Annotated in this window: 26 protein-coding genes and 4 pseudogenes; 17 read left to right on the forward strand and 13 right to left on the reverse strand. The window is 68.7% G+C overall.

All coding sequences use genetic code 11. The features are described 5' to 3' along the window. The first annotated feature begins 336 nt into the window (after positions 1-336). A complete protein-coding gene (locus OG520_RS44265; RefSeq protein WP_331737155.1) occupies positions 337-951 on the forward strand; it encodes an AAA family ATPase in 615 nt (204 codons plus the stop codon). 138 nt (positions 952-1,089) lie between these two features. Here the strand turns inward: OG520_RS44265 and OG520_RS44270 are convergent, their stop codons facing one another. Beyond that, positions 1,090-2,019 (reverse strand): hypothetical protein, encoded by a 930-nt coding sequence (locus OG520_RS44270; protein WP_331737157.1) that lies wholly within the window; start codon positions 2,017-2,019, stop codon positions 1,090-1,092. 1,547 nt (positions 2,020-3,566) lie between these two features. Between OG520_RS44270 and OG520_RS44275 the strand changes: the two genes are divergently transcribed. From OG520_RS44275 to OG520_RS44285, 3 genes are all read left to right on the forward strand, one after another. After that, positions 3,567-4,649, forward strand: coding sequence for a helix-turn-helix transcriptional regulator (locus tag OG520_RS44275; RefSeq protein ID WP_331737159.1), 1,083 nt, complete (start codon positions 3,567-3,569; stop codon positions 4,647-4,649). A 91-nt stretch (positions 4,650-4,740) separates the two neighbouring features. Continuing rightward, complete coding sequence (locus OG520_RS44280) at positions 4,741-5,016, forward strand: hypothetical protein (protein ID WP_331737161.1); 276 nt, start codon at positions 4,741-4,743, stop codon at positions 5,014-5,016. 316 nt (positions 5,017-5,332) lie between these two features. Further along, positions 5,333-6,067: an HNH endonuclease family protein gene (locus OG520_RS44285; protein ID WP_331737163.1), complete on the forward strand. Its 735-nt coding sequence runs from the start codon at positions 5,333-5,335 to the stop codon at positions 6,065-6,067. A 22-nt stretch (positions 6,068-6,089) separates the two neighbouring features. Here the strand turns inward: OG520_RS44285 and OG520_RS44290 are convergent, their stop codons facing one another. Beyond that, positions 6,090-6,272, reverse strand: coding sequence for a hypothetical protein (locus OG520_RS44290; protein ID WP_331737165.1), 183 nt, complete (start codon positions 6,270-6,272; stop codon positions 6,090-6,092). A gap of 314 nt (positions 6,273-6,586) precedes the next feature. On the opposite strand from OG520_RS44290, the gene OG520_RS44295 reads away from it, so the two are divergent. From OG520_RS44295 to OG520_RS44305, 3 genes and pseudogenes are all read left to right on the forward strand, one after another. Further along, a complete protein-coding gene (locus OG520_RS44295; RefSeq protein WP_331737167.1) occupies positions 6,587-6,874 on the forward strand; it encodes a hypothetical protein in 288 nt (95 codons plus the stop codon). Between the two features lie 33 nt (positions 6,875-6,907). Then, a pseudogene (locus tag OG520_RS44300) lies at positions 6,908-7,626 on the forward strand (IS6 family transposase). Positions 7,627-7,703: 77 nt separating this feature from the next. Further along, positions 7,704-8,446: pseudogene (locus tag OG520_RS44305) on the forward strand (site-specific integrase); the annotation flags it as partial. A 142-nt stretch (positions 8,447-8,588) separates the two neighbouring features. On the opposite strand, the gene OG520_RS44310 reads toward OG520_RS44305, so the two are convergent. After that, a complete protein-coding gene (locus OG520_RS44310) occupies positions 8,589-9,521 on the reverse strand; it encodes a DMT family transporter (protein ID WP_266695157.1) in 933 nt (310 codons plus the stop codon). 40 nt (positions 9,522-9,561) lie between these two features. On the opposite strand from OG520_RS44310, the gene OG520_RS44315 reads away from it, so the two are divergent. Further along, entirely contained in the window at positions 9,562-10,086 is a 525-nt protein-coding gene (locus OG520_RS44315) for a MarR family winged helix-turn-helix transcriptional regulator (protein WP_266773049.1), read from the forward strand. A 110-nt stretch (positions 10,087-10,196) separates the two neighbouring features. Here OG520_RS44315 and OG520_RS44320 read toward each other — a convergent pair. Both OG520_RS44320 and OG520_RS44325 read right to left on the reverse strand, forming a co-directional pair. Further along, a pseudogene (locus tag OG520_RS44320) lies at positions 10,197-10,915 on the reverse strand (IS6 family transposase). Between the two features lie 46 nt (positions 10,916-10,961). Then, a complete protein-coding gene (locus OG520_RS44325) occupies positions 10,962-11,240 on the reverse strand; it encodes a hypothetical protein (RefSeq protein ID WP_331737173.1) in 279 nt (92 codons plus the stop codon). Between the two features lie 193 nt (positions 11,241-11,433). Here OG520_RS44325 and OG520_RS44330 point away from each other — a divergent pair, with 193 nt between their 5' ends. Together OG520_RS44330 and OG520_RS44335 are read left to right on the forward strand one after the other, a co-directional pair. Continuing rightward, a complete protein-coding gene (locus OG520_RS44330; RefSeq protein ID WP_331737175.1) occupies positions 11,434-11,754 on the forward strand; it encodes a hypothetical protein in 321 nt (106 codons plus the stop codon). Positions 11,755-11,993: 239 nt separating this feature from the next. Then, a complete protein-coding gene (locus OG520_RS44335; protein ID WP_259933141.1) occupies positions 11,994-12,290 on the forward strand; it encodes a hypothetical protein in 297 nt (98 codons plus the stop codon). Positions 12,291-12,448: 158 nt separating this feature from the next. Here the strand turns inward: OG520_RS44335 and OG520_RS44340 are convergent, their stop codons facing one another. Together OG520_RS44340 and OG520_RS44345 are read right to left on the reverse strand one after the other, a co-directional pair. Then, positions 12,449-13,432, reverse strand: a complete 984-nt coding sequence (locus tag OG520_RS44340; protein ID WP_331737180.1) for a helix-turn-helix domain-containing protein — start codon at positions 13,430-13,432, stop codon at positions 12,449-12,451. A gap of 221 nt (positions 13,433-13,653) precedes the next feature. Further along, positions 13,654-15,159 carry a hypothetical protein gene (locus tag OG520_RS44345; protein ID WP_406016793.1) on the reverse strand — a complete coding sequence of 502 codons (1,506 nt, stop codon included), beginning with the start codon at positions 15,157-15,159 and terminating at the stop codon, positions 13,654-13,656. Positions 15,160-15,385: 226 nt separating this feature from the next. Between OG520_RS44345 and OG520_RS44350 the strand changes: the two genes are divergently transcribed. Beyond that, positions 15,386-16,084, forward strand: coding sequence for a hypothetical protein (locus tag OG520_RS44350; protein ID WP_331737184.1), 699 nt, complete (start codon positions 15,386-15,388; stop codon positions 16,082-16,084). 87 nt (positions 16,085-16,171) lie between these two features. Here the strand turns inward: OG520_RS44350 and OG520_RS44355 are convergent, their stop codons facing one another. After that, positions 16,172-16,414, reverse strand: coding sequence for a hypothetical protein (locus OG520_RS44355; RefSeq protein ID WP_266773653.1), 243 nt, complete (start codon positions 16,412-16,414; stop codon positions 16,172-16,174). A 303-nt stretch (positions 16,415-16,717) separates the two neighbouring features. Between OG520_RS44355 and OG520_RS44360 the strand changes: the two genes are divergently transcribed. Together OG520_RS44360 and OG520_RS44365 are read left to right on the forward strand one after the other, a co-directional pair. Beyond that, positions 16,718-18,145 carry an NAD(P)/FAD-dependent oxidoreductase gene (locus tag OG520_RS44360; RefSeq protein WP_331737188.1) on the forward strand — a complete coding sequence of 476 codons (1,428 nt, stop codon included), beginning with the start codon at positions 16,718-16,720 and terminating at the stop codon, positions 18,143-18,145. 140 nt (positions 18,146-18,285) lie between these two features. Next, on the forward strand, positions 18,286-18,588 hold the full coding sequence (locus OG520_RS44365) for a hypothetical protein (RefSeq protein WP_406016794.1): 303 nt from the start codon (positions 18,286-18,288) through the stop codon (positions 18,586-18,588). A gap of 33 nt (positions 18,589-18,621) precedes the next feature. Here the strand turns inward: OG520_RS44365 and OG520_RS44370 are convergent, their stop codons facing one another. Further along, the gene (locus tag OG520_RS44370) at positions 18,622-19,611 is read right to left on the reverse strand and encodes a Ku protein (protein ID WP_331737192.1); all 990 of its coding nucleotides are present in this window, start codon (positions 19,609-19,611) and stop codon (positions 18,622-18,624) included. A gap of 198 nt (positions 19,612-19,809) precedes the next feature. Further along, the gene (locus tag OG520_RS44375) at positions 19,810-19,959 is read right to left on the reverse strand and encodes a hypothetical protein (RefSeq protein WP_331737194.1); all 150 of its coding nucleotides are present in this window, start codon (positions 19,957-19,959) and stop codon (positions 19,810-19,812) included. A gap of 195 nt (positions 19,960-20,154) precedes the next feature. On the opposite strand from OG520_RS44375, the gene OG520_RS44380 reads away from it, so the two are divergent. After that, positions 20,155-20,550 carry a nuclear transport factor 2 family protein gene (locus OG520_RS44380; RefSeq protein ID WP_266773511.1) on the forward strand — a complete coding sequence of 132 codons (396 nt, stop codon included), beginning with the start codon at positions 20,155-20,157 and terminating at the stop codon, positions 20,548-20,550. 223 nt (positions 20,551-20,773) lie between these two features. On the opposite strand, the gene OG520_RS44385 is transcribed toward OG520_RS44380, so the two are convergent. Together OG520_RS44385 and OG520_RS44390 are read right to left on the reverse strand one after the other, a co-directional pair. Beyond that, entirely contained in the window at positions 20,774-21,049 is a 276-nt protein-coding gene (locus OG520_RS44385) for a hypothetical protein (RefSeq protein WP_406016795.1), read from the reverse strand. A 103-nt stretch (positions 21,050-21,152) separates the two neighbouring features. Then, a pseudogene (locus OG520_RS44390) lies at positions 21,153-21,610 on the reverse strand (IS6 family transposase); the annotation flags it as partial. A 288-nt stretch (positions 21,611-21,898) separates the two neighbouring features. Between OG520_RS44390 and OG520_RS44395 the strand changes: the two are divergent. From OG520_RS44395 to OG520_RS44405, 3 genes are all read left to right on the forward strand, one after another. Next, positions 21,899-23,014 carry a DUF6923 family protein gene (locus OG520_RS44395; protein WP_331737200.1) on the forward strand — a complete coding sequence of 372 codons (1,116 nt, stop codon included), beginning with the start codon at positions 21,899-21,901 and terminating at the stop codon, positions 23,012-23,014. Positions 23,015-23,430: 416 nt separating this feature from the next. Continuing rightward, a complete protein-coding gene (locus OG520_RS44400) occupies positions 23,431-24,069 on the forward strand; it encodes a class I SAM-dependent methyltransferase (protein ID WP_331737202.1) in 639 nt (212 codons plus the stop codon). Between the two features lie 72 nt (positions 24,070-24,141). Beyond that, entirely contained in the window at positions 24,142-24,654 is a 513-nt protein-coding gene (locus tag OG520_RS44405; protein WP_331737204.1) for an NUDIX hydrolase, read from the forward strand. 237 nt (positions 24,655-24,891) lie between these two features. Here the strand turns inward: OG520_RS44405 and OG520_RS44410 are convergent, their stop codons facing one another. Beyond that, positions 24,892-25,554: a hypothetical protein gene (locus OG520_RS44410; protein ID WP_331737206.1), complete on the reverse strand. Its 663-nt coding sequence runs from the start codon at positions 25,552-25,554 to the stop codon at positions 24,892-24,894. Positions 25,555-25,619: the final 65 nt, after the last annotated feature.

The raw sequence follows: 25,619 nt of genomic DNA on the forward strand, positions 1-25,619 counted from the left end.
ACACGCCCGACCTCGCCTACGCCCTCCGAGCTGCTGCTCAAAGCCGTGAATATTGGACGCGGGCCAGCCACCGCAGCGCCTCCCACCCTGCTGTCAAAACGCTGCTCACCGCCGTGTACGAAGCCACCCTGAGCACCGCCTCACTCCCACCCTGCGCTGGAAGACCGCGCTGAACGCCTTCGACATCACCTTCGACGGCCGCCTCTCCGCACCCCGTCAGTAACCCCAAACACCCCTGATACACCGTTCGAATTGACAGACCCCACCTGTGCCCCTTGTTCGCGCGGGAGCCAAATTCGAGAGCGGCGTGCTGGTCGAACGTGACACGGTGGCGGCATGAACCCGCCGGCCTTCGAGCAGACCTCACCCATCTCCGGTCAGGTGATCGTCGTGACGGGGCCGCCCGGAGCCGGCAAGAGCACCGTGGCGGCGCTCCTCGCCGATCGCCTGGCCCCAAGCGTCCACCTGCACAGCGACGACTTCTGGCGCTACATCAAGCAGGGCTGGATCCCGCCCTACCTACCCGAAGCCCATCGGCAGAACCAGGTAGTCCTGCAAGTACTGGTCTCGGCGGCGTTTGGCTACGCCGGCGGCGGCTACCACGTGGTTTACGACGGCGTCGTCGGCCCCTGGTTCATCGACCCCTTCCGCGCCGCGGCCAAGGAACGGGCCGTGCCGCTGAGCTACGTCATCCTTCGCCCGAACCAGCACACCACGCTGGAACGGGCAACCGGCCGCACCGGCGACGCTCTGACCGACCCCGAACCGATCCGATCGATGCACGACCAGTTCAGCGATCTGGGCGTCTACGAGACGAACGTCCTGGATTCCAGCAACCTGACCGCCATGGCGACCACCGACAGCATCCTGGAACGCCTCGCGAGGGGCGCCTACCTCCTCGACCCCGAAGACAGTGCCACCGACGCAGACGACCCGATCCACAACTCTTGACAATTGCTCAGCCCGATATCGGTATCAACGATGCCGGACGGAAGAGAGACGATGCGCAGGCGAGTCGTCGGTTTGGCCACCAGACTCCCGTACGGCAGCCAAGCGTTGGAAATTCGGCGCATCGCATCTGGTGCCGGGTCAGACCCCCGCGGACGTCCGGGCGTCCTTGGAGGGTGTCACGGGCGCCGCCTCGGGGTCGCTGTCGTGCCCTTTCGGGGATCCGAACCAGGCCACTGCCACCGCGCCCGATGCGGCGAGCACGAACCCGGTGATCGCCGCCCAGGCGAAGCCGGGACGGGAGGCATCGCCGAGCCACAGCACGCCGATGATGCCCGGCAGGACGGTCTCGCCGACGACCAGCGCGGCGGTGGCGCCGTTGACCGAGCCGATCTGCAGGGCGACCGTGTGCAGATACATGCCGCCGATGCCTGCCACCAGGATCGTGTAGAGCGCCGGGTCGCAGAGCAGCGCTCCCGGGTCGAAAGGGTCGATGCCGTTCAGCACACGGACCCCGACACCGAGGGCGCCGAAGCCCAGTCCGGACAGCAGGCCGGCCAGGATCGCGGCGCGCGCCCCCAGTAGGCGTACGACCACGGTGCCGCCCACGATCAGGAGCAGCGAGATCCCCAGCAGCCACCAGTGCGTGGAGATCGGGGTGTCGCCGCTGCCTTCCGGGCCCGCCGCCGTCGCCAGAAGCACCAGCGCGGAGCAGACCACGGCAATCGAGGTCCGCTCGGCGCGGTTGAGCCGGATGCCGAGGAGCTTGATGCTCAGCACCGCCGTGATCACCAAGTTGGCGCTGATCACGGTCTGCGACAGGAACAGCGGCAGGAGGCGCGCCGCCAGTGCGCCGAGCCCGAAGCCGACGAAGTCCAGGATGGTCCCGACGATGAACTCCCAGGTCATCGCCGCCTTCGCGGTGGATGACAGGCTCGGGCCACCGTGCTGGGTCACGCTGCCCGCGGCAGCCTCCCGGCGGGCTGACTTCTGTGATCCGACGGCCTGAAGGACGGAGCCCGTGCCGTAACAGATCGATGCTGCCACAGCGGTGAGCAGTCCTATGAGCACCGAAAGCTCCGTTCATGTATGGGTCGGTGGGGTTCCGTCCTGTTCCCCCTGGCAGACGCGGGTTTCGGCGCAAAAGTTGCTTCCGGCGAGTCAGTTGCCGGCGTATCTCCCTCCACAGGCCAACTGCGGTCAGCCACACTGCCCGTAGCACACTGCAACAGGCCTTAGCGCAGCGTCACGGAGTTTCTTGGTGCTTCGTGGATCTCCCGGCGTGCGGCGCCGCGCTTCCGTCCGGTGTTCTCCCGGTGACGGTGAAAAATGCCGTGTGAACGGCATTCCCGGCTCGCGGAGGAGTACCGGGAATGCGGCCCGGCCGGCCACCCGCCGGTGTGGTGATGCCTTGGCCGTGATCGATGTCCTGCCTGCTGGGGCGGGTGCAGCACAGTGGCCCGCCGGCTGAGGATGGGAGCGTCAGGGCGCCGAGTCATGCGGTGGTCCGCCATAGATACTCGGGCCGGGCCGCGCCGCAGCTGCTGCCGGCGGATCGAGGTCAGTGGGGTGACGGCCTGGTCGTCGCCGGCGGCGGCGGCAGTGAGGTCGCGGCGGAGCCGGGCCAGGCCCCAGCAGCGGGCAGCATCGGCCGGACGCGGGCACACACTGCCGGGGCGCCGGACAGTCTTCCCTACGCCGGGGCGTTGCCCACGCCGACGGGCAGCGGTTGCTCGTCGAGGTCGCGGTCTACGACCCGGACCCGGAGTTCGTCGAGGACCGGTCAGCACTGCGGAGCGACGGCCCAAGACGATCCGCCCCGCACTACGTCACCGAATCCCTTCAGCCCGAAGGGCCCTCGCCCCGGCAACGACGGGGGCTTCGTGCTTCCTGGACTGGGGTGGGCTTGTATTCGTGTTCTATCCGCGGAGGTTTGCTGGAGCTACGTATGTGGTGTAGACGCGTGGGCGTCAAGGTGGCCATTTGATGCGGTCCGCGCTCAGCCGTGCGGGCCCCGGGACATGGCCAACAGGGCGGGCGTGGAGGCGGCTTGACTGCCCGAACGGGCTTGCGGCTGTAGTGAACACGTCGCTGTGTGTGCACGGACTGAGCTAGGGTCCTGTGCTACCGGAGAGGTCCCGAGCCAACGGCGTAGGAACCTGCCTCAGGACCTCTCCGTCTACATGCAGTTGCGAAACGAAAGGAGACTTACGTGGCCTCTGTTCCACATTCGCACGGTCAGGAAACTCATTCCTTGACCAGCGGTGTCGAAACTAGCACGGGCCCTGTTTGGGCTGTAGGGCGCAGTGTGTGTCGACTGGTGAGGCAACACTTCGCGGCGAGGGGGCTGGTGGGCCCGGAGAGAGGCTTCTGCGGTGCGTCGGGCGCCGGGTGGCCTGCCGTTCATCGTTCTGACCTGTGAGGTCCTTCTTCGCCGTGCGGGAGCGCGGCGTGGCTGGTCCGGCGTGCGCCGTTGGTACTGCGCGCGCCGGGCGGGCCTGGACTGTTGTTTCGTTTCGCGCAATCGCGTGACCCGAGAGAACGAAATCGCCTGTTAAGGGCTGCTGAGCGGTCAGACGTTCGCTTCTTTCCCAAATCACCTAGTACGACGGAATCTCATGCCCGATAGCCGATCTGCTGATCAGGTCGAATGCCAGAACTGCCGTATCCGCTTCGTGCGGAAGAGCCCGACCGGTCGTCGTCCCAAGTACTGCTCTGCGCAGTGCCGTTCAGCCGCCTTCCGTGTCCGGAGCGCGGATTCGGAAGAAGCCGACTTCTCCCGGGAGGCCGAGCGCATCGGCCAGGCCGTCGCCACCCGGGCCCGGATGGTCGCGCAGTCCTCCTCCTTGCCTGTTCCGTCCTGGCCGCTGGAGCCCCTGCGGCACTCCGTGGCGCTCAAGAGGGAGCTGGACGACTTCATCGCCGTGTCCGTACGCGAAGCACTTGACCGCGGGGCGCGGTGGGAGGACATCGCCGCGGTGACGTCGATGACGGTCAGCCAGCTGCAGGGCCAGTACTCGACGGTCCAGGTCTCCAAGGCCGTCGAGGCCCGGCGCGGCCGGCGCCCCCGGCAGCCCGTAGTACCGGCCGCCGAGGTCGCCCCGAAGCCTGCGGCGGCCGGGGACGGACCGGACGGGCAGAGCCCGCCCGGGTGGGGGGGCCGGGACGCACTGGCCCGCGCCCTGTCACACCTTCAGCGCTTCAGCGGTCAGCCCGTCCGCGCGGTAGCCATCCAGGCCGGCCTCTCTCCCTCCTACATCTACCGGTTCACAGCGGGCGAGCGGCACCCGTCCTGGACAACAGTGCGCGACTTCGTGCTCGCCTGCGACGGCGATCCCGACGACCTGGTCGACCTGTGGAACGCCGCCAACGGGCAGGAGCAGCAGACACCGCCCGACGCGGGCTTCGACGCGGTACTCGCCCGTTTCCAGGGCGCCATACGCGGTCTGCACCTGGCCGAGGCGCGCCCGGACCCCGACATCCTCATCAACGCACTGCCCAACGGTCACCGGCATGAGGGCGCGGTCATCAAGTCCGTCCTCGCCCCGTCCCCGGCCCGCCAGGCCGGTCAGCTGAGCTGGGAGGCCACCGAGGCGCTGACCGAGGCCCTCCACGGAGACAGCGACCGGATCCACCGCCACTGGACGGCACTTCGGGCAGTCGCCCCCCGGCCGAGCATTCTCACCCAGGCCTTCGGCTAACCGGGCACCGGCCCGGCCCCATCAACCACAGCCCGCCACCACGGAGCAACCGCTCCCATCGCGGCACTCACGCCCCTGCGCAGGAGAACTGTTGTCCACGACCAACCCGCCCGACCCCGCTCCGCCGTCCCCGGAGCCCCGGCCGGCCCCCTCCCCCGAGCCCCGGCCGCCGACCTCCCCGTGGATCATCATCACGCTGATCACCATTGCTCTGGTCCTCGTGATGCTGATCGCCGCCGGAACGCTGTACCTGTCCTATGAGCACCCCGCCATCGCGACACCCATCGCTGTCTCGGTAGGCGCCGTCGGCGGGATCGGCGCGATCGTCAGCGCCGCCGCAGCCATCGCCGCCATCACCAGACGATAACCACAAAGCCAACAGAAGCCCGGCCGGGCGAACAAGAACCCGACCCGGCTCCCACGGACCGCCACGCACAGCCGCCGTCGTCACCAGCACTGTCAGGAGACCCGGGTGCAGGCAGCCTGACGCGCAGCAGCGCCACGAAGAGGCCCCGCCGGATGATCCGGCGGGGCTCTCGCGCACGGTCAAAGGACGGTCCCGTCGCTGAATGCCGTACTGCCGCAGCGAGGCTTACTACCTGCACATTTGACCGTCTGTCACCAGACCATCCGTTCCTGCCATCATGGGGGCGCACCAGCCCCTGACCTGCCGGAGTACCGCTGTGACAGCACGTCGCCTCGCCCCGATCGCCACCGCCCTCCTCATCGCATCCCTCGCCGGGTGCAATCCCAGCGCGGCCAAGTCCGAGTCCGACTCCAAACCCTCGGCCCCCGCCGCCTCCCAGCCGGGCAAGGAGTCCGCCGCACCCGGCGCACCTGCAGGCGGCAACGACCTGTCCCTGGCCGAGGCCATCGCCAAGATCCCCGCCGGTACCGAGGACCGCACCGGGTACGAGCGCGATTCCTTCCACCTGTGGGTCGACGCGGACAAGGACGGCTGCGACACCCGAAAGGAAGTCCTGATCGCCGAGGCGGTCAAGGCTCCCGAGCAGGGGGCCCGTTGCGCACTGAGCGGGGGCGAGTGGCTGAGCTACTACGACGAGGTCACCGTGAACGCGGCCACCAAGCTCGACATCGACCACGTCGTACCGCTCGCCGAAGCCTGGGACTCTGGAGCCTCGAAGTGGGACGCGGACCGGCGCGAGCAGTACGCGAACGACCTCGATGCCGACAGGTCGCTGGTCGCCGTCACCGCGAAGACCAACCGGTCCAAGGCCGACCGGGACCCGGCTGAATGGCTCCCGCCGGCCGCGTCCGCACAGTGCACGTACGGTGCCGACTGGGTAGGCACCAAGCTGCGGTGGAAGCTCACCGCGGACGACAAGGAGCGCGCAGCCCTGGAGAAGCTGGCCAAGGGCTGCACGGACACCGTCGTGAAGTACGAAACCGCCCCCTGACCAGCAGCCAGGCACGGCGTCCTCACCGCATCCGGACCACGGTGAGGGTGCCGTGCCGGCCGGACCCGGCCAGCACCTCCACGACCAGATCTGTCTCCACCCGTGTGTAAGGCTCGCCCTCCGCACGCCGCTCCCCCACCACCACCGCCCCGCCCAGGGCCTCACCGACACGAGCCGCGAGGACAGGCTCCAGGCGGGCGGACATCCGGGAGCGCCCTCGTCCCCCACCGCCAGGACCAGATGGTGCGGTCTGAGCCGGGGACCAGTGAACCCCAACACGTAAGGGGGCGTGCGCCCCGCGTGAATCAGAGAGTGCGCAAAAGACTGCCGCTTCGGTCGGTGGCGTGTTTTGCTGCCCGTGTTACCAGGCCGAGCAGCCCGCACGATGGGCCTCCCTTTGCGCGAGCGGCAATCCAGGGTCTTCTCGCGCAGCACGAAGGGGCGCCCCTGGGCGGGAGCGCGTCTGTGCACAGGTCACCCAGTGCATGGTCAATTGGATGAATACCGAGGAGTATTGATATGGCGTTGACATCGGCAACGGTTGCGGCTGAGTTGGAGGCTGCGAGCAAGGTCGGGGATCCCGCGGCTGACACGCTGGTGACCGACCTCCTCGAGAACAGGGAGGTCGACGGAATCAACGCCCTGTTCCGGACGATCGGAACGCTCAAGCCCGACACGGATATGTCACGGCTTCCCGATCGGCTGGCCCAGTTCCTGCGGGAGGCAGCTACCCCGCCGCCGGACTGGAGCGAGGTAGACGTCAAGGCCGCCGAGGGCACTGTCACGTTGACTGACCGGGTGGGATGATCTTCTGGTTGGTCATGCTGGGAGGGGTCGTCCGTGGACAGCGCATCGCCGTCGTACAAGGGGCACCGGTACCCGGTCGAGGTCATTGCCCACTGTGTGTGGCTGTACCACCGCTTCCCGCTGTCGTTCCGCGAGGTCGAGGAGCTGATGCTCGAGCGCGGCGTGGTCGTCTCCCACGAGACGGTCCGCCACTGGTGTGCGAAGTTCGGGCAGGCCTACGCCAACGGCCTGCGCCGGAGGCGGCCCCGGCCCGGCGACAAGTGGCACCTGGACGAGGTCTTCGTGAAGATCAACGGAGAGCAGAAGTACCTGTGGCGGGCCGTTGACGCCGACGGCAACGTGCTCGACATCCTGGTCCAGTCCCGCCGGGACAAGGCCGCGGCCCGCGCTTCTTCCGCAAACTGCTCAAGAGAACCTGCTCGGTGCCGAGGGTGATCGTCACCGACAAGCTCCGCTCCTACGGCGCGGCCCACCGCGAGGTCATGCCCTCCGTAGAACACCGCGCCCACAAGGGCCTCAACAACCGGGCCGAGAACAGCCACCAGCCCACCCGCCAGCGCGAACGCGCCATGAAAGGCTTCCGTAGCGTCGGCGGAGCCCAGCAGTTCCTGTCCGCGTTCAGCGGCATCTCACCCCACTTCCGACCACGCCGCCACCTGATGACCGCCCCCGAATACCGCACCGAGATGACCACCCGCTTCGCCATCTGGGACCAGATCACCGGCGCTGCAAGCCGGCCCACCACGGCCTGAGCACGGAGCCGGAACCCGACCCCACCACACCCGACACACCATCAGGCACTCACACACCCAACAACGTGACAGCGCCGCGCAGGGCGTCGGTGCTGTCGTGGCTGGGCTGGTGTGCCGAGCGCGGGTACGACGGCCCGAAGGTGCCGGCCTGGGTGAAGCGGATGCCCCCGCCGGACTCGGAGACCCCGGCCCGCTCGAAGATGGCGGTCGACCGGCTGATCGACCGCCGCGAGGTCCACCTGAGGGAGAAGACGCTGTGGCGGATGCTCTACGAGACCGTCGCGCGGTCGGAGGAGATCCTCGGCGTCAACATCGAGGAGCTGGACCTCGCCGCCCGCAGGGCCCCGGTGAAGGCCAAGGGCGCGAAGCCGCGTACCCGCCGCCGCGGCGCCCCGCGCGAGGACTACGTCATGGAGCCCGTGTACTGGGACGCCGGCACCGCCCGTCTGCTGCCCCGGCTGATCAAGGGCCGTACGCGGGGGCCGGTGTTCGTCACCCACCGCAAGCCGGGCCCCGGCAAGGTCCTCGCGCCGCGTGACGTGTGCCCGGACACCGGGCTGGTCCGGCTGTCGTACGGCCAGGCCCGCGCCCTGCTGGATGCGCACACGGCCGTCGGCGGAGTGCCGGGCACCGGGTGGGACCTGCACGAATACCGGCATTCCGGGCTCACGCACCTCGGCGAGGCCGGGGCCAGCCTGCCGATGCTCATGGCGAAGTCGCGGCACAAGAAGCCGGAGAACGTTCGGCGCTATTTCCACCCTCGGCGGAGGCGATCGCCGAAGTCACCAGTCTGCTCGCGCCCGGCGACAGCAGACGGTGAACCCAACACCGCTGGCCGATGGGATCGTTGGTCGGGCCGGGATGGAGGACAGATCGATCCGTGACGGCGGCACCCCTCCCCACCTGCTCACTCATCCCGGCCGACTATCGGCGCCGCTCCCTGCTCCCGTGTCCCCTGACCCTCACAGGGGATTGCAGGTGGAGGACTCGCGGGCGGGACGCTTGTCGGGTGCAGGTTGGAGAGGAGTCCGACTGCCGCCGCGTCGTCCTGCGCGTTTGGGCCGTCCCAGGACGACTCCGGTCAGGACGAGCGCCAGCCCGCACAGCTGCTGGGCTGTCAGCACCTCTCCGGCGACCGCCGTGCCGAGCAGGACACCTGTGACGGGGTTGAGGAGCCCGACAAGGCCCACGGTCCCCGCGGGCAGGTGCCGTAGCCCGGTGAACCAGGCGGCGAAGGCCAGCGCGGTGGCGACGAGGGTGACGTAGCCGAACGCGAGGAGCGCCGGTGTGGAGAGTGCGGGCGGAGGGCCCTCCACGGCTGCGGCGACCGGCAGCAGGAACAGTCCTCCGGCGGTGAGCTGCCAGGCGGTCGAGGCGAGCACATCGGTACCGGCGTTCCACCGCTTGGTCAGGATGTGGCCAAAGGACGACACGAGCATGGCCGCGGCCGAGGCGAGGACTCCCGGCACGCTCACTCCTCCCGTTCCCGTGAGCAGCATGAGGCAGACCCCGCCGAGCCCGATCGCGGCGCCGGCCAGGTGTGCGATGCCGGGCCGCTCGGAGACGAGTGCCCAGGCGATGAGCATCATCGCCAGCGGGGACACCGCCATGACGGTTGAGGCGATGCTCGTCGGCAGTAGCTGGGAGGCGGCGTAGACGAGCACGAAGAACACGCTTACGTTGAGCAGCCCGAGCACCGCGGACCGCCACCACCACGCACCGCGCGGTCGCTGCCTGCACAGCCCCAGCAGGACGAGACCGGCGGGCAGCGCTCGCAGAGCCGCCCCGTAGAGGGGGCTGTCGGGCGGCAGGAATTCATGGGTGACGTAATAGTTGGCGCCCCAGGCCACCGGTGCGACAGCGGTCAGGGCCACCCACCGTAGATTAGCTTCCATGGAAGACAATATAGCTTCCCGGGAAGGTATCATGGTGTGCATGGACGACCCGCAACCGCTGGACCGCGTGGCCCGCATCCAGACCGACTGGCGCCGCGAGCGGCCCGACCTCGACATCTCCCCGCAGGGCGTGATCGGCCGGCTGCACCGCCTGGCCGACCATCTCACCGAGGAACTCTGCCTCGTCTACGGGCGCTACGGACTCAGCGAGGGAGAGTTCGACGTCCTGTGCGCACTGCGCCGCGCCGGTGAGCCCTATGAGCGCGCGCCCGGCGAACTCGCCGCACACACCATGGTCACCACCGGCGCGATGACGAAGAGAATCGACCGCCTGGAGCGGGCAGGACTCGTCACCCGCCGCCGTTCCGACGACGACCAGCGTGGCCGGATCGTGGCCCTCACCCAGCCCGGTCGCGAACTGATCGACCAGGCATTCACCGACCACATGCGCAACGAACGCCGCCTGCTGAGCCTGCTGACGCCCGCCGAGACCAAGGCACTCGAAGGACTGCTCACCACCTGGATCTCACACGTGGAAAATCCGCGTCCGTCCGACAGCAAGTGACCCGCCCGGCGCCGGGAGGCCGAGCGGGTACGGGGGCGCTGTCACGTTGTTGGGTGTGTGAGTGCCTGATGGTGTGTCGGGTGTGGTGGGGTCGGGTTCCGGCTCCGTGCTCAGGCCGTGGTGGGCCGGCTTGCAGCGCCGGTGATCTGGTCCCAGATGGCGAAGCGGGTGGTCATCTCGGTGCGGTATTCGGGGGCGGTCATCAGGTGGCGGCGTGGTCGGAAGTGGGGTGAGATGCCGCTGAACGCGGACAGGAACTGCTGGGCTCCGCCGACGCTACGGAAGCCTTTCATGGCGCGTTCGCGCTGGCGGGTGGGCTGGTGGCTGTTCTCGGCCCGGTTGTTGAGGCCCTTGTGGGCGCGGTGTTCTACGGAGGGCATGACCTCGCGGTGGGCCGCGCCGTAGGAGCGGAGCTTGTCGGTGACGATCACCCTCGGCACCGAGCAGGTTCTCTTGAGCAGTTTGCGGAAGAAGCGCGGGCCGCGGCCTTGTCCCGGCGGGACTGGACCAGGATGTCGAGCACGTTGCCGTCGGCGTCAACGGCCCGCCACAGGTACTTCTGCTCTCCGTTGATCTTCACGAAGACCTCGTCCAGGTGCCACTTGTCGCCGGGCCGGGGCCGGCGGCGGAGCAGGCCGTTGGCGTAGGCCTGCCCGAACTTCGCACACCAGTGGCGGACCGTCTCGTGGGAGACGACCACGCCGCGCTCGAGCATCAGCTCCTCGACCTCGCGGAACGACAGCGGGAAGCGGTGGTACAGCCACACACAGTGGGCAATGACCTCGACCGGGTACCGGTGCCCCTTGTACGACGGCGATGCGCTGTCCACGGACGACCCCTCCCAGCATGACCAACCAGAAGATCATCCCACCCGGTCAGTCAACGTGACAGTGCCCCTGCACGCACTCCTGCTGCCGGGCGAGCAGGTGTTCCAGACGCTCCGGGTCGGGGTGGGAGGCACGGCGCTCCGCCAGGAGTTCACGCGTGTACCAGGCCATCACCTCGCTCACCGCGTCAGCGGAGCCCTGCGGGCCGACCGCATCGGCCGGCTCGGAGGAACTGGAGGGGTCTGCCGGATCGTGCACGAGAACCAACTTCTTCCACGGGAAGACGGCAAAGGGATCATTGTCGAGCGCCGCCGGTATTCCGTCCATTACCCGGTGCGGACCGGACGTGCCGACCACAGAAGCTCCGCCATCTTGATTCTGGCTGGTCCGGGCCTCTGGTGTGATGGCGGGTGAGGCTACTCGGGCTGGTGGTGGGGCAGTGTCCAGCATGTAGATCGTTGGGCAGGGCGGTTCGCCTGTTCCGGTCCGCCGCCTCGTTCTCCTCCCTCCGATCCGGCGCATGGTGGATCCCGAGGTGCAGGAGCGGATCGCGGTACGCCGCACGGAGTTGGACGATCTGGAAGAACAACTGGTCAAGCAGTTGGCCGAGGTACGGGCCGAACGCGAGGACCTGGCGGCGGAGCGGGTCCTGGCCCGGATGGGCGAGCAGGTCGCCGCCGAACGGGCCGCGACGGCGCCGGCTGTCGCGCAGGTGGGCGGGAAAGAGGTGCTGCACTCGCCGCGGCGAGGCCGCCGTAGTCCGCGCACGTCCACGCCTCGGCCGCACGAGCGGCATGGAAATCAAGGCTCCTGGGCCCAAGCAACTGGCACGGAGAACTAAGGCTTCGAGGTTCTGCCCCTGGCATCGTCCGTACTTGAGCAGTACCGACTGGCGACAAATCAGCCCGCGCCCTCCGTGTTCTCCGACTGGTACACGGGGACGCGCACAAGCAACAGGAGGAAGTCATCATCACTACGAACAGGCGTGTCGCAGCGACGCTGATCAGCGCCGCTGCGGTCCTCACGGCCCTCACCGTCCCTGCCCAGGCCGCCGGAACCTCCAGTAGCGGCGTAAAAGCGGTGTCCTGCTACGGCAGTGCCCGCTCGTACTCGGCCGAGGCGGGCTCCAGTGCCAGCGACAACGCGCACTGGCCCAAGCGCGGCCAGTGGACCAGCGTCAAGGGCAACTGCAGCGACATCAACATCAAGACCAACTCCACCCGCTCTGTGAGGGTCTGCACACACAACAAGTGCCACGGCTGGCACAAGGCCAAGGCGGGGGTGTGGACGGTCATCTTCCCGAAGTCGACGAAGAATGCCGAGTACTACGTGCAGTTCGACGGCATGAGCACCAACAGCGGGACGATCGCGGACTGAGCAGTCCGGGCATCGGTATCTTCTGCTGCGTTATGACGCTGCGGTGTTCACCGGACCCGTCAGCATGGCAGCGGTGATACGGAAATCGCAGGTGGTCCCTCATCTGGCACGAGGTGAGAGACCACCTGCGTATGCGCAGGTCAGGCATGGGTCCTTGCCTATGAACGCGTCTCGTCTGTCCCTGGCGTGCCCATATGACGGTATTCGCTGGGTGGCATGCCGTACGTGGCGCGGAAGACGTGGGTGAAGTCGGCGGCGCGAGTGAAGCCCCACGCGGCAGCGATGGCGTAGATGGGGCGTGCGGCCAGTGCGGGGTTGGTGAGGTCGCGGCGGGCACCGTCGAGTCGTTGTTGGCGGATCCAGGCGGTGACCGTGGCGCCCTCGCGCTGGAAGACACGGTGCAGGGTTCGTAGGGAGATGTGGTGGGCGGAGGCGATCTGGCGCGGAGTCAGCTCGGGATCGCTCAGGTTGTGACGGACGAAGGTGTGGATGCGTGTAGCGAGCGCCTCGGGGTGAGCCTCGGGTGGGGTCGTGTCGTCGAGGTGGTGGGCGAGCAGTGCCGCTGCCAGATCGAGGGTCACCGCCCCGAGGCGCTCGGCGTCGGCCGGCCTGTAGGTGGCGGATTCGGCGGTCAGGCGATTGAGGAACTGGGCGAGGAGAACGCCGAGACCTGCCCGTCCTGAGAAGGGCAGCGTGAGCAGCCGGTCCGCGGCCCCTTTGGGTAGGGGTAACAGCGCCTGGGGGAAGAGCACATCGATCATGGCGACCGACTCGTGGTCGGTGGCCATCCTGGTACGCAGGGGCAGCGAGGTGGTGGACAGCATCAGATCACCCTCGCCCAGCTGGATCTCCCGGCCGGCGTGGACGGCGCCGGCGCTCCCGCGCTGAGTGAAGGTGAGGTTGTACAGCTCCGGATCGGACTGCCGGATCAGTCTTGGGGTGCGGTCCGAGCGAAGCGGCGGGCAGTCGAGGGCGGACACGCTCACCGGTCCCAGGCCCAGTACCCGTAACGTTGCCCGGAAGTCGTCGGCCTGCTCGGAATCGACCTCGTTGGGCGCGTGGCTGTCACATGCCATGTCTCGCCAGCACTCGAACCGATCGGCCTCAGGCAGCTCCTCCCAACGGAATACTGTCTCGACCATCTATCCCCCTTCGTCATGGAGTGCACCCTCGCAGTGCGGGACAAAACCCAGCACACCCTCGAAAGGTCGTGACCACAAGAGGGCGTAGGCGCGCCAGCCGTCGACGGACCGCCGCCTCACCCGCCATCACACCAGAGGCCCGGACCAGCCAGAATCAAGATGGCGGAGCTTCACAGTGCCCGCCCGCGGCTGCCGGGCGGCATAGGTTGGGGCCGAGACGATCACCTGTGGGGGGGACCATGGCCGACAACTTGCGTGCGCTGTTCAGCTCCAACGACCCGTCGGCGTTCGACGTCGCGGAGGCGTTCACCGACCGGCACAGCCAGTGGGCCCTGGTGGCCACCGCGCTCGAGGAACACCTGCGCCACATCGCCGACCGGTCCTTCGACGTGGAGGACCTCGAAGCCCCCCGTCGCAATCTGATCGTCTTCCACGGGGTGGGCGGCGTCGGGAAGTCGACCCTGCTCCGCAAGATCGAGGCAGCGCTCACCGCTGCCGAGCACCGCCCCGAGCAGTGGGGCGCACCCACCTGGACGGACCGGGTGCTGCCCATCCGGATCGACCTTTCCCGGGCGGCGTCGGCCGGCTCGGACTTCGAGCGCGTGATCCTGACGATCCGCCTCGCGCTCGCCGAGGCTCTTGGTCGGCCGATGCCGTCCTTCGACGTGGCTCTGCGGCACTACTGGGAGCACATGCACCCCGGTGAGCCGCTGGACGAGTACGTCCGGCGCACCGGGCTGGCCGGGAAGTTCACGAACATGCTGCCCGGACAGCTGCAGGCCGGGGTGGGGGAAGTGGCCGCTGCCCTGGCGCTGCCGGGGCTGATCGGCTCGGCGGCCGGACAGCTCACCTCGGCGCTCATCCAGGCGCTGCGCGAACGTCAGGAACGTGCCCAGGCCCTGGCCGGCGCCACCAGGACGGCGGCCCTGCTGGAGGCCACCCCCGGCCTGGAGGCGTTGTCCTACTACCCGCACCTGCTTGCCTGGGACCTGAACCAGCTGCCCGCGAAGAAGCGACTCACGCCGGTGGTCCTGCTGGACACCTTCGAGGACACTGCGGACCGCCACCGGGACTTCGAGCGGCTGCTGCAGCGCCTGGTCTGGCTCATGCCGAACGTCTTCTTCGTCGTCGGCGGCCGCAGCCGTCTGCCGTGGGCGGACTCCGCGTTGCACGGCCAGCTCGACTGGACAGGTCCTGCCGCCTGGCCGGGCCTGGCCGCCTCCTCTTCCCTGACGGTTCCGCAGCCACGGACAGCCGGCTCCGGCGCCCGGCAGTATCTGATCGGCGACCTCTCCCCCGAGGACTGCGAGACCCACCTCGCCAGCCGCCTGGTCCAGAACGGCCAGCCCCTCATCGGCGCCGACATCCGGGCCGCGATCACCGCCCGCTCCCACGGCCTGCCCCTCCACCTCGACCTCGCCGTCTCCCGCTTCCTGGAGATCCGGCGCACCGGCCACACCCCCACCGCCGCCGACTTCGACTGCAGCTTCCCCGCGCTCCTCGCCCGGACCCTCTCCGACCTCACCCCAGAGGAACGTCACTTGCTGCGCAGCGTTTCTCTGCTGGACGCCTTCGACCTCGACCTGGCCACGCGTACTGCGGGCCTTGCCCAGCAGGCGCCGGCCCGGCGCCTGGTCGAGCGGCCCCTGGTCAACGAGAACCCGTACGCTCTGTGGCCCTTCCACCTGCACCGTGCGATCCGCAGCGCCGTCCGCGACGACGACCACAGCGACGACCGCTGGACACCGGCCGACTGGGACCAGGCCGCCACCCGGGCCCTGGCCGCCCTCGGCGACCAGTGGACCAGCGCCACCGCACTCGGCCCCAGCCGCATGCTTCTGGTCGCCTGCCTGCGCCAGGGCCTGCGCCTGGCCCGCGAACACCGTCTGAACGACCTGGGCTGGCTCACCGTCGCCGCCCACACCTACACCGACGACTCCGTGTGGGAACCCCTTGCCCTGCCCACCGACACCACCACCGATCCGGTACCGGACACCCCTGCCGACGCCCTCAGCCCTGGCCGCCGTCCCCGCCCTGGGCTGGAAAGGCCGTCACCACCGCGTCCTCGGCGACATCCACTGGTCCCACGCCGACACCGCCCAAGCGGTCGCCGCCTTCGAAGCCGGCCGCGCCGAAGCCGAGCAGCACAGTGCCGTCGGCGAGCGCGCCATGACACAGGTCCGCCTCGCCCTCGCCCTCTCCTTCGCCGACCCCGCCCGGGCCGGCGACGAGCTCGCTCTCGCCCACCAGCTCCTGAACGGCCTCGACCAGCGCTCCAACACCCTCCTCGCCCAGGTCGTCGCCCTGATCAAGGACGCCGGAACCGACAGCGTCCCAGGCCGCGCCCAGAGCCTGCATGCCGACATCGAGGCTGCGGGGCTCCCCTTCCTCCACCGCTTCGTGGAGCTCGCCCTCGCCTTCCACCACGCCGTCCGCGGCGAGGAGCAGGACCTGGCCGCCACCATCAGCCGCCTGCGCGAGCTCACCGCCACCGGCGACTTCGCCTACTTCACCGACATCGCCCACTTCATGGGCGCCCTGCCCCTGCCGGAGCCCTCGACCACCCGTTGGACCAAGAGCGAAGATGACGTCCGCTCCGCATGGCGCGGCCTGGTCCAGGCCCGCCAGGAACACCTGCGCACCGGAATCTGACCCCGGCACACGCGACGGCCCCGACCAGATGTGTCTGGTCGGGGCCGTCGCGCGTGTACAGGCAACCGGGCACCGGGCCCGGAGAAGTCAGCCAGCGCCGTCGGTACGACGCCCCACAAGCTCGGTGAGCAGCTCAATGATCTGGGCCTGGTTCCGGTCGATCTTCTTGTCGAGAGCCTCGACCTTCTGGTCCAGGTTCCCGATCTGAAGGCGCACCGCGGTCAGGTCGGACTTGATGATCCCGAACTCGCGGTCGTGCTTGCCCGCGACCTCTTCGAAACGCCGGGTCAGGGCAGCAAGCTCGCTCTGGGCGATGGGGTCCTCGGGCACTCGGAACGCTCCTGCCGGATCATGAAAAGCAACAGACATCAGGGGCTTCACGATATCGTGCCCGCCCGATACGGAGGCCACGGCGGGATGACCTGCGGGGTGGGGAGGCGGCAGCAGCCGTCGGCGCGGTGTCGACTCCGTGCTCCTGGTCGTGTTCGTCATCGGTCCGGTGCGGCGGCGACCCTGATTCGGGCCCGGTGTGAGCGCTTTAGGCGGCGGCTTAGCTGGCGGGCTGAGCGTTGTAGTTGGCGGAGTCCCTGGTAGCGGAGATTGTTGCGGGCTCTGGCCGTTAGGGTCGCTCGCATGAGTACCGCGATCGTTGTCGGCAGCGGGCCCAACGGGCTCGCCGCTGCTGTCGTCCTTGCCCGGTCGGGGGCTCAGGTCACTGTGCTGGAGGCGGCCAGCGAGATCGGCGGCGGCACCCGCTCGGGCGAGGCCATCATGCCGGGGCTGCTGCACGATCACTGCTCGGCCATCCACCCGATGGCCGTCGGGTCGGCATTCCTACAGAGCCTCGGCCTTGAGCGGCACGGGCTGACCTGGCGCTGGCCGGAGATCGACTGTGTCCACCCGCTCGATGGCGGCGAGGCCGGCGTGCTGCACCGCTCGGTTGAGGCGACTGCCGCCGGGCTCGGCCGGGACGGTTCCCGCTGGCGGCTGGCGTTCGCCGGGCCGGCGGCCCGCTTCGACATGCTGGCCGAGGACATCATGGGGCCGCTGTTGCGCCTGCCCAGGCACCCGCTTGCCCTTGCCCGGTTCGGCCTGCCGACGCTGCTGCCGGGCTCGGCCATCGCGCGGCTGTTTACCACCGAGCGGGGCCGAGCGTTGTTCGGCGGGGTGGCCGCGCACGCGTTCCGGCCGCTGCACTACCCGCTCTCCTCCGCCATCGCCCTGGGCATCATCGCCGCCGGGCATCGGCACGGCTGGCCCGTCGCCGCCGGCGGATCGCGGTCGATCTCGGCGGCGCTGGCCGCAGTCCTCGCCGAACACGGCGGCAGGATCGAGACCGGCATCGAGGTGCGGCACGCACGTGACCTGCCACCTGCGGACATCACGATGTTCGACCTCGCTCCGCGGGCCGTCGCCGACATCATCGGCGACCGGCTGCCGTCTCGTGTCACCCGCGCATACCGGCGCTTCCGGCATGCCCCGGGAGCCTTCAAGGTCGACTTCGCGGTCGACGGCGGCGTCCCGTGGACGAACCCGGACGCCCACCGAGCCGGCACGCTCCACCTCGGCGGCCCGTACGCCGAGATCGCCGCCACCGAACGGGACATCCACGCCGGCCGCATGCCCGAGCGCCCATTCGTCCTCATCGGCCAGCAGTACCTCGCCGACCCCCAGCGCTCCGTCGGCGACATCCACCCCCTCTACAGCTACGCGCACGTGCCCCACGGCTACACCGGCGACGCGACCCAGGCGGTAATCAGCCAGATCGAGCGGTTCGCCCCCGGATTCCGGGAACGCATCGTCGGACACGTATCGCGATCCACCACGGACATGCACGCCCACAACCCCAACTACGTGGGCGGCGACATCGTCACCGGCGCCAAGGACGTACGCCAGCTCGTCTTCGGCCCACAGCCCACACTCTCCCCCTATGACACCGGTATCCCCGGCATGTACATCTGCTCGGCCGCCACACCGCCAGGACCGGGCGCGCACGGCATGTGCGGTGCCAACGCGGCCGAGACGGCGCTGCGCCACTTCCGCCGCTCGCGCCTGGCGTAGCTCCCCCACTCGACCAGAGACTCCGCCAACTACAACGCTCAGCCGGCCAACTACGCCGCTCATCCGCCCGCCCACACCCGGCGCCGCGGGGCCCGTGCGGGAGCCCGCACGGAAATTCGAACACCTGATTGAATATGTGGATGACGTCCTTCCGTTTCCCCGACGACTTGATCGCTCTCAGGCGCCGGCAGATCCGCATCTACAACGAGCTCGCCTTGCGGCCCGCCGTCGGGGCGGCCGAGCTGCGCCGGGAGCTGATCCGGCTGTCCTGCCTGATCAGTGCCCATCCGTACTGGGCGGAGCACGGCTGGAGCATGGCGGGCCGGGTCGAGCTGGTGCGGGCAGCCCGGAGCGGACCGGACGGGGTACGGGAACTGGTCATGCACTGGAATGGCGAGGAATTCGTCGTCCTCGGGCCCAAAGCACCCGCGGAAGGGCCGTGAGAGGGCGAGAGTCCCGCCCGTCGCCGAAGCTCTTCAGCTGCCCTTGGCGAGGGCGTCGGCGAGCTGATCGTGGGTCATGTTGGAACGCCCTTTGACACCGGCCTTGGTGGCCTTCTCGTACAGCTCGGCCTTGGTCAGCGACAGCAGCATCCCGGCGCCCGAGGCCCCGGTGCGCTTCTCCGAGGCAGGCTTCTTCCCGCGCCCCGTCTTCCCGGAGGCGCCGGCCTTCTCCCCGGCGTCCTTCGGGCTTCGGGCCCGCTCCACGCTGGCACGCAGGGCCTCCACCAGGTCGACCACACCGGTGGGCTGCGCGGCCGGCTCGGCCTTCTCCACGGCGTCACCGGCGGCCTTGGCCTCGATCAGCGCCTCGACCTTCTCCTGGAAGGTGTCGTGGAAGTCCTCCGGATCCCAGTCGGCGGTGAGGGCGTCGATGAGCTGGTGGGCCATCTTCACCTCGGCCGGGGTCGGCTCCGTCTTGCCCGGCAGGTCGGGGACCTCGTCGTGGGGGTCGCGGATCTCGTCCGCCCAGTGCAGGGTGTGCAGGGTCAGCAGGCCGTCCTCGGCCTTCAGGGCGACGAGGTACTCGCGCCCGCGCATCACGAAGGTCGCGATCCCTGCCTTGTCCGACTCCTCCAGGGCCCGCTGGAGCAGGGCATACACCTTGCCGTACTGCTCGCCCCGCGGCCCGAGGTAGTACGTCTTGTCGAAGAAGACCGGTTCCACCGTGTCGAGATCGACGAACTCGGACACCTCCAGGGCCCTGGACCGCCCCGGCGCGATGTCGTCGAGTTCCTCGGGCTCGACGACCACGTACTCGCTGCCGGTGTCGTAGCCCTTGACGATCTCGTCCAGCTCCACCTCATCACCGGTGCGCTCGTTGACGCGCCGGTTGCGGATCCGGTCCGCGGTGCCGCGCTGCAGCTGGTGGAAGCGGATCGTGTGGCTGTCGGTCGCGGTGTACAGCGCAACCGGCAGCGAGACGAGCCCGAAGGAGACGATCCCCGTCCATATGGGGCTGGCCATCTTGGGTCACCACCTCGACCTGCGATGTCGTACTCCTTGGCTCCTTCCCCGCCCAACACCTGATCACCCTTGTCGTGATGGCCGGGGACACGGCTGCCGACGTGGGTCCGGCCTGCGCCGGACGGTGCCCCCTCAGCCCGCAGCAAGACCTGCGCCGCCCGCGAGCCTCGGCCACCGGTGCACCCCATCAGTCGTCCGTCAGGCACTGGCGCTGGCGGTCGGGGACGTTTCGGGTCCGGCGGGAGCGACCGCGTCGTCCACGGTGGCCACTGGGACCTCGGCGGGCGGGACGTTCTTCTGGATCCGGTCGACCACGGGCGCGATGGCGTCGTACATCCGCCGCGACATCAGCTCGACGCGCGAGGAGCTGTTGGTGGACCGCCGGGGTGGTGCTGACGCGGAAGGTGTAGCCCTGGCCGCGTCCGCCGCCAACGGATGCGAGGCGTCGCCTACCGCATAACGGGCGGTAGTCCCAATCTCCAGCCACGATGAAAAAGGCTCTTCAAGAGAGTGCTCCGCGTACGGGAGAAGAGGAGATCTGTGGTGTCGAACGATCCCATGGCGGCGGTGGTCCAGTACGTCGATGGCTTCAATCACGGTGACGTGAAAGCGATGGCAGCAACGTGCGCTGACCCGATGCAGATCCTTGACGGAATGGCACCGCATGTGTGGCAGGGGCCAACAGCCAGCGAAGACTGGTGGAGGGACGTGCTTACCGAGGGCGAGCACGTAGGGGCGTCGGGGTACCACATCACCCTCGGTGAACCACGGCATGTCGATGTCACCAGTGATCACGCCTACATCGTTGTTCCCGCGACCATGTCATTCGACCTGCAGGGCAGACAGGTCACCCAGACCGGCTCGGTGTTCACGGTGGCGCTTCGGAAGGTGGACACAGAATGGCGGCTCACGGCCTGGGCGTGGGCAAAAGGCGCGTGACCGGCCCGGCGCGGACGTGCAATAACACGACTGCAGAGCGTGCACGGGAAGTCTCGGCGCGCCATCCGCGGTCGATCCCTGACGCGGGCGCGTTGCCTGGCCATCGGCCTTTCCCACCCCACTCGATCTGACGGCGACGCTACCGAGCCGCCACCCGCCCAGCCGTACGTCCGCGAGACGCTCCCAAGTGTCGCGGGGATTGTCGGTCATTGCCCCTCCTGGATCAGTAGTCCATGCACAGGTCTGCAAGGGTGTCCCGCAGAGCCGAGCGCTGAGCGGCTATCCGCTCAGTGATCCGGACGTGCGGGCCGCCGTCGGCCCGGTGATGTGCCAGGGCCTGGCGCACCATCTGCCGGATGTGCTCGAAGCCGTCTGTGCCGTAGCCGGCCAGGAGCTCGTCGACGACGTCGCCTCCCTCCGCGGCCGGGACCGTCCTGCATGCCTCCAGCGCGGAGACCGGGTACCGCTCCAGGACATCCGCGGCCTGCCCGAGCTGCACCTCGGCAACCGCCGCCCCGTCCAGGCCTGCGGCTGATGCCCGGTCATGGAGGCAGGCCGCCAGCAAAACGACGGTCCGGGTCCGTGCCGGCTCCTGCAGGACCTGCGGGGCCGTGCGTCCGTTGGGCCGCGCCGTAGGAGCGGAGCTTGTCCGTGACGATCACCCTCGGCACCGAGCGGGTCTTCTTGAGCAGTTTGCGGAAGAACCGCCTGGCCGCAGCGTGTCCCGCCGGTTCTGGACCAAAATGTCGAGCGCGTTGCCATCGGCGTCGACGGCCCGCCACAGGTACTTCAGCTCACCGTTGATCCTGAGGAAGACCTCGTCCAGGTGCCACTTGTCGCCAGGCTGCACACGCCGGCGGCGCAGGCCGTTGGCGTAGGCCTGCCCGAACTTCGTACACCAGCGGCGGACCGTCTCGTGGGAGACGAGCACGCCGCGCTCGAGCATCAGCTCCTCGACCTCGCGGAACGACAGCGGGAAACGGAAGTACAGCCACACGCAGTGCGCGATGATCTCCACCGGGTACCGGTGCCCCTTGTACGACGGCGGCGCGCTGTCCACGGACGACCCCTCCCAGCACGACCAACCAGAAGATCATCCCAGGCCGGTCAGTCCACGTGACAGTGCCAACCCGCAGGTTGAACAACGGGGTTTCGTCGCGCAGGTCCAGCAGGCGGATCAGCCCGGCCGACCGTCGGCTCCAAGGCGTCAACCAGGCGCGCCAGGAGGACGCACAGCAATCAGGGTTGACCTGTTGTCATCGGCCGCCCATTTCGTGGCCTTGCGGTGAAATGTGTGGCGGCCCGATTCTGAGGCGGCATCCGTTGCATCACCGAAAGGAACCGCACTGTGGCGCACCGTAAGGTCTACCTCGCGGTAGGCAGGACGAACACACGGATCTACCGCTTCGATCCGATCGACGGGGACACCCGTGTGGTTGAGAACGTACCGGCGTACGAGGCCGGTTACACCGCCATGGGCGCGCAGTACCGGGGCGACAGCAAGGAGCCACTGCTCTTCGCCGTCAGTGACAATCGGTTGGTCACCATCGACGTGGAGGCCGGCACGGTCTCGGACGCGGTCGTCGACGGGCTGCCGAGCGGCCTGAAATGGTACGACGGGGACATGGACGTCGACGGGAAGAAGCTGCTGGTCGCGAGTGACCCTGGCGCACCCAGCTACACGATCGATGTGGTGACCCGGACGGCGACCGCTGGCCACCGTCCGGGCTCCGGGCGGTGGGACGACTTCGCCCACCATCCGAAGGACGGCCGGCTGATCTCGGTCGAGGGCGACAACGGCGACCTGCTTCATGTGGATCCCCGGAAGGAACCCATGAAGACCGTGCTCAGGAAAAGGGTCTTCCTGCCCGCTGAGGCCAGCAGCTCCAGCGGTTCCCGGAAGTCGTACTCGGCCACGTTCTTCGACTCCGCCGGACACTTCTACGCCGTTGACTCGGCAGGCAACGTCAACCACCTCGACTTGACCGGCAGCACTGTCCCCGACCATGCCGAGCGGATCGGAAACGGGAAGATCCCCGTCGACGGCCTGGAGGTCGTGAACGGGGCCGGGCGCATCACACCGATGCCGATCCGGCCGAGCTACGACGAGATCGTCGTGACGAAGAAGCCCAACAGTTCGTGGCAGAGTTACGACCCGCAGGGCCGGGTGTACAGCATCGAGCTGACCATCAAGGCCGTCAGCAAGGCCGGTGGTGAGGGCAAGCAGACAAGCAGGTTCCGGATCTCGTTCGACCTGAGGATGGCACACGGGACGAAGGTCGAGGCGTCGGGTGTCGACGTCACGCATGAGGACGGCAAGGTGTACATCGACTCCCAGACCGACCAGCTGCTGGAAGCGGGAAACTCGCGGCCCATCGCCGTACAGATCACCTTGCCGGGCGACCCCGCCCAGCTCCCGTCCGAGTACCCACTTGACGGGTTGAAGGCCACACGTCTGGCCTGACACCCGCCCCGGGCCGTCGCAGAATGCGCCGTCACGTCACGTCGTCGCGGCGGCCCGGCGGCGGCGGCCCGGCGGCATCGGCGGGCCCGAGGTCCCGACTCTCCTGATGGCTTCGGCATACTGCGTCTTTTCGCTGTGCGTCTCCGGCGCCAGGGCCGCGCGCATAGCTGCTGCGTCGTCGGCACCTTGGCTCGCCCGCGGCGGCAGACGCGCCCGAACCGCGCTCGCCGGGGCTGCCGCACCCGCCGACGCCGACCGGAGCCTGCGCCGCTTTCTGACTTTTGCACAGGCCAGGGCTGCTCGATCTGGTGAAGGCGGCCTGCTGCGTGTTCCCCTGGCGCGCCGTGGCAGTTGGCCGTACGGCCATGGCCGGGCCGGGGGACTCGCTCCCGCCACCTATCCGAAGGGGATACGACATGACCGATGGGCTTCTGCCGGAGTTACTCGCGCGTCACACCGAGACGTACAACGCCGCAGCGCCCGAGTACGAGCGTCGGGTGCCGCAGAACTATGAGCATGCGGACCAGCGGGTCCGGCGGATCGCACAGTCCGTTGTCCCCGGCGGCAAGGTGCTTGAGGTCGGCTGCGGTGTGGGCCTGGGCCTGATGTGGCTGGCGCGGCATGGGTTCATCTGCACCGGTATCGACTGCTCTGAGGAAATGGTGGAGCTGGCGAGGAGGAGGAACCCTGGGGCCGACATCATCATCGGGGACTTCCTGTCCCACGGCTTGTCCTCGTTCTACGACGCGATCGTGGCCGAAGCGGTTGTCCATCTGTTTCCCGAAGCGGGAGTGCGGGCCTTCATGGCCAGATGCCGGGAGCTGTTACGGCCCTCCGGAGTGCTCTGTGTCTCGACCACCGTCGGCGAGAGCAGTAGCGAGGGCTGGAAGGTGAAGTCGGACTTCTCCGGAGACCTGATGCGATACCGGCGGGAGTGGACCCGACGGGAGTTCGAGACACTGCTGACGGACGACGGCTGGAAGATCCTTGACTACTGGGAGTTCGTTGATCCCCGGGGCAAGAACTGGATGTCCATTGTGGGCACACTGGCCTAGTCGGCCCGGCCCTGCTGGCGTGGCGGCCTCGCGGGCAACAGCAGATACCCCGAACCCGGAAGCGAGCTGAAAATGTCACACGCTCTGCAGCGGCCCGTCGTCTGTATTCTCGCCGTACGCCCCCGCGGCACCGGAGGGTCCGAAGTGCTGCTGCAGCGGCGGACGAAGGCGAACGACGACACGCCATACAACGGCTGCCTGGAGCTTCCGCAGGGCAAGGTCAACAGGAACGAGTCCCTGACACAGGCTGCGCGCCGCGAACTCGCGGAGGAAGCGGGCCTGAGGGTCCACCGGTTCCTGGTCGGCGGCGATACGCATGCCTCCGTCGCCGAGACCTCCGAACTGGCGGTGTCACAGCCGTTCGTATGCGTCACCGACACCATGCAGAACCATATCGGGCTCTGCGTGATCGCCGAGATCACCGGGGATGCCCAAGCCACCAGCGAAGCTTCCGGCCACCGCTGGTACGACCGAAACGAACTGGAAACGTTGATCGCCGCGAAGAGGCTCTTCCCGCTCAACGTGCCCATGCTGCGCAAGTTCCTCGACACCGCCCCTGATGAAATCGACGCATGGCGTCCCTGACCTGACCGTGTTCAGGCCTCCGCCCTGTCGTTGTCATCGTCGATGCCTGCGGTGTCCGGGTCGCGCATCGGCCGCAGGCCGCCCCCGTCCGGGGCGTGCGGCGCCGTCAACACCACCCCCGACGACTGACCGGGGCAGCGTGTGCGTCAGCGGGAGCACGAGGCGCACCGCCTTCGCCAGGTGGGCCAGCCCGACGACGTGGGTACGGTGCCATGGTGGCCCCTCCACTCGCCCGACTCAGTCGGGGGTGTCCGGGGTACGGGTATGTAGCTCGGCGCGCTTGGGGGCCATGGGCATTTCCTCGGGGGGCGTGGGGGGCATCTCTGCGTGGGCTGCCTCCGCGGCCTTCGCTGCCTCGTACTCCTCGGGGCTGGCCGTGCGCCTGCGCCGGCCGACCTCGTCGGTGAGCCGGTGCCGGGTCTCCGGTGCTTGGGGGGCGGCCCAGATCTGGACGAGGTGCTGTTCCAGAACGGTGTCGCCCTCCTCCGCGTGGATGTCACCGGTCTCGGACGCCGCATCTCGTCCACGTGCGTGGATCCGGAACCTCCACCACTGGTACTCCCCTTCCTCACCGAGGAGAGGGACTTCCACCAGGTCTTCGGAGAGGGGATCGCCCACCAGCGGTCCCTCGGACGGGAAGCACAGGCTCACCTCAACGACCTCGTCCCAGCCCTCACAGTTCAGCGGCGGTTCGCCGGCGATCACGTCGAAGACGACATCGACATCACCGTAGGACGTCCCGGTCAGGACGGTGGCGTAGGTGGACGCCTGGTTGGTGTAGACGAGTCCGTTGCCCGCGAGCCGGTCGTCGATGTCCTGATCCGGCTCCTCGGCGTCCGTGTCCAGCAGTACGTACTGATGGTGAGACACCTGCACACGGGCCGGGCCCTGGACCGTCATCGCTCTCCCCGTTCTCTCAACTCTCCGACACCGCACCGCGGCCCACGCACCCTTGGCAGGGGAGC

This window comes from Streptomyces sp. NBC_00984, assembly GCF_045162475.1.
GTDB lineage: Bacteria > Actinomycetota > Actinomycetes > Streptomycetales > Streptomycetaceae > Streptomyces.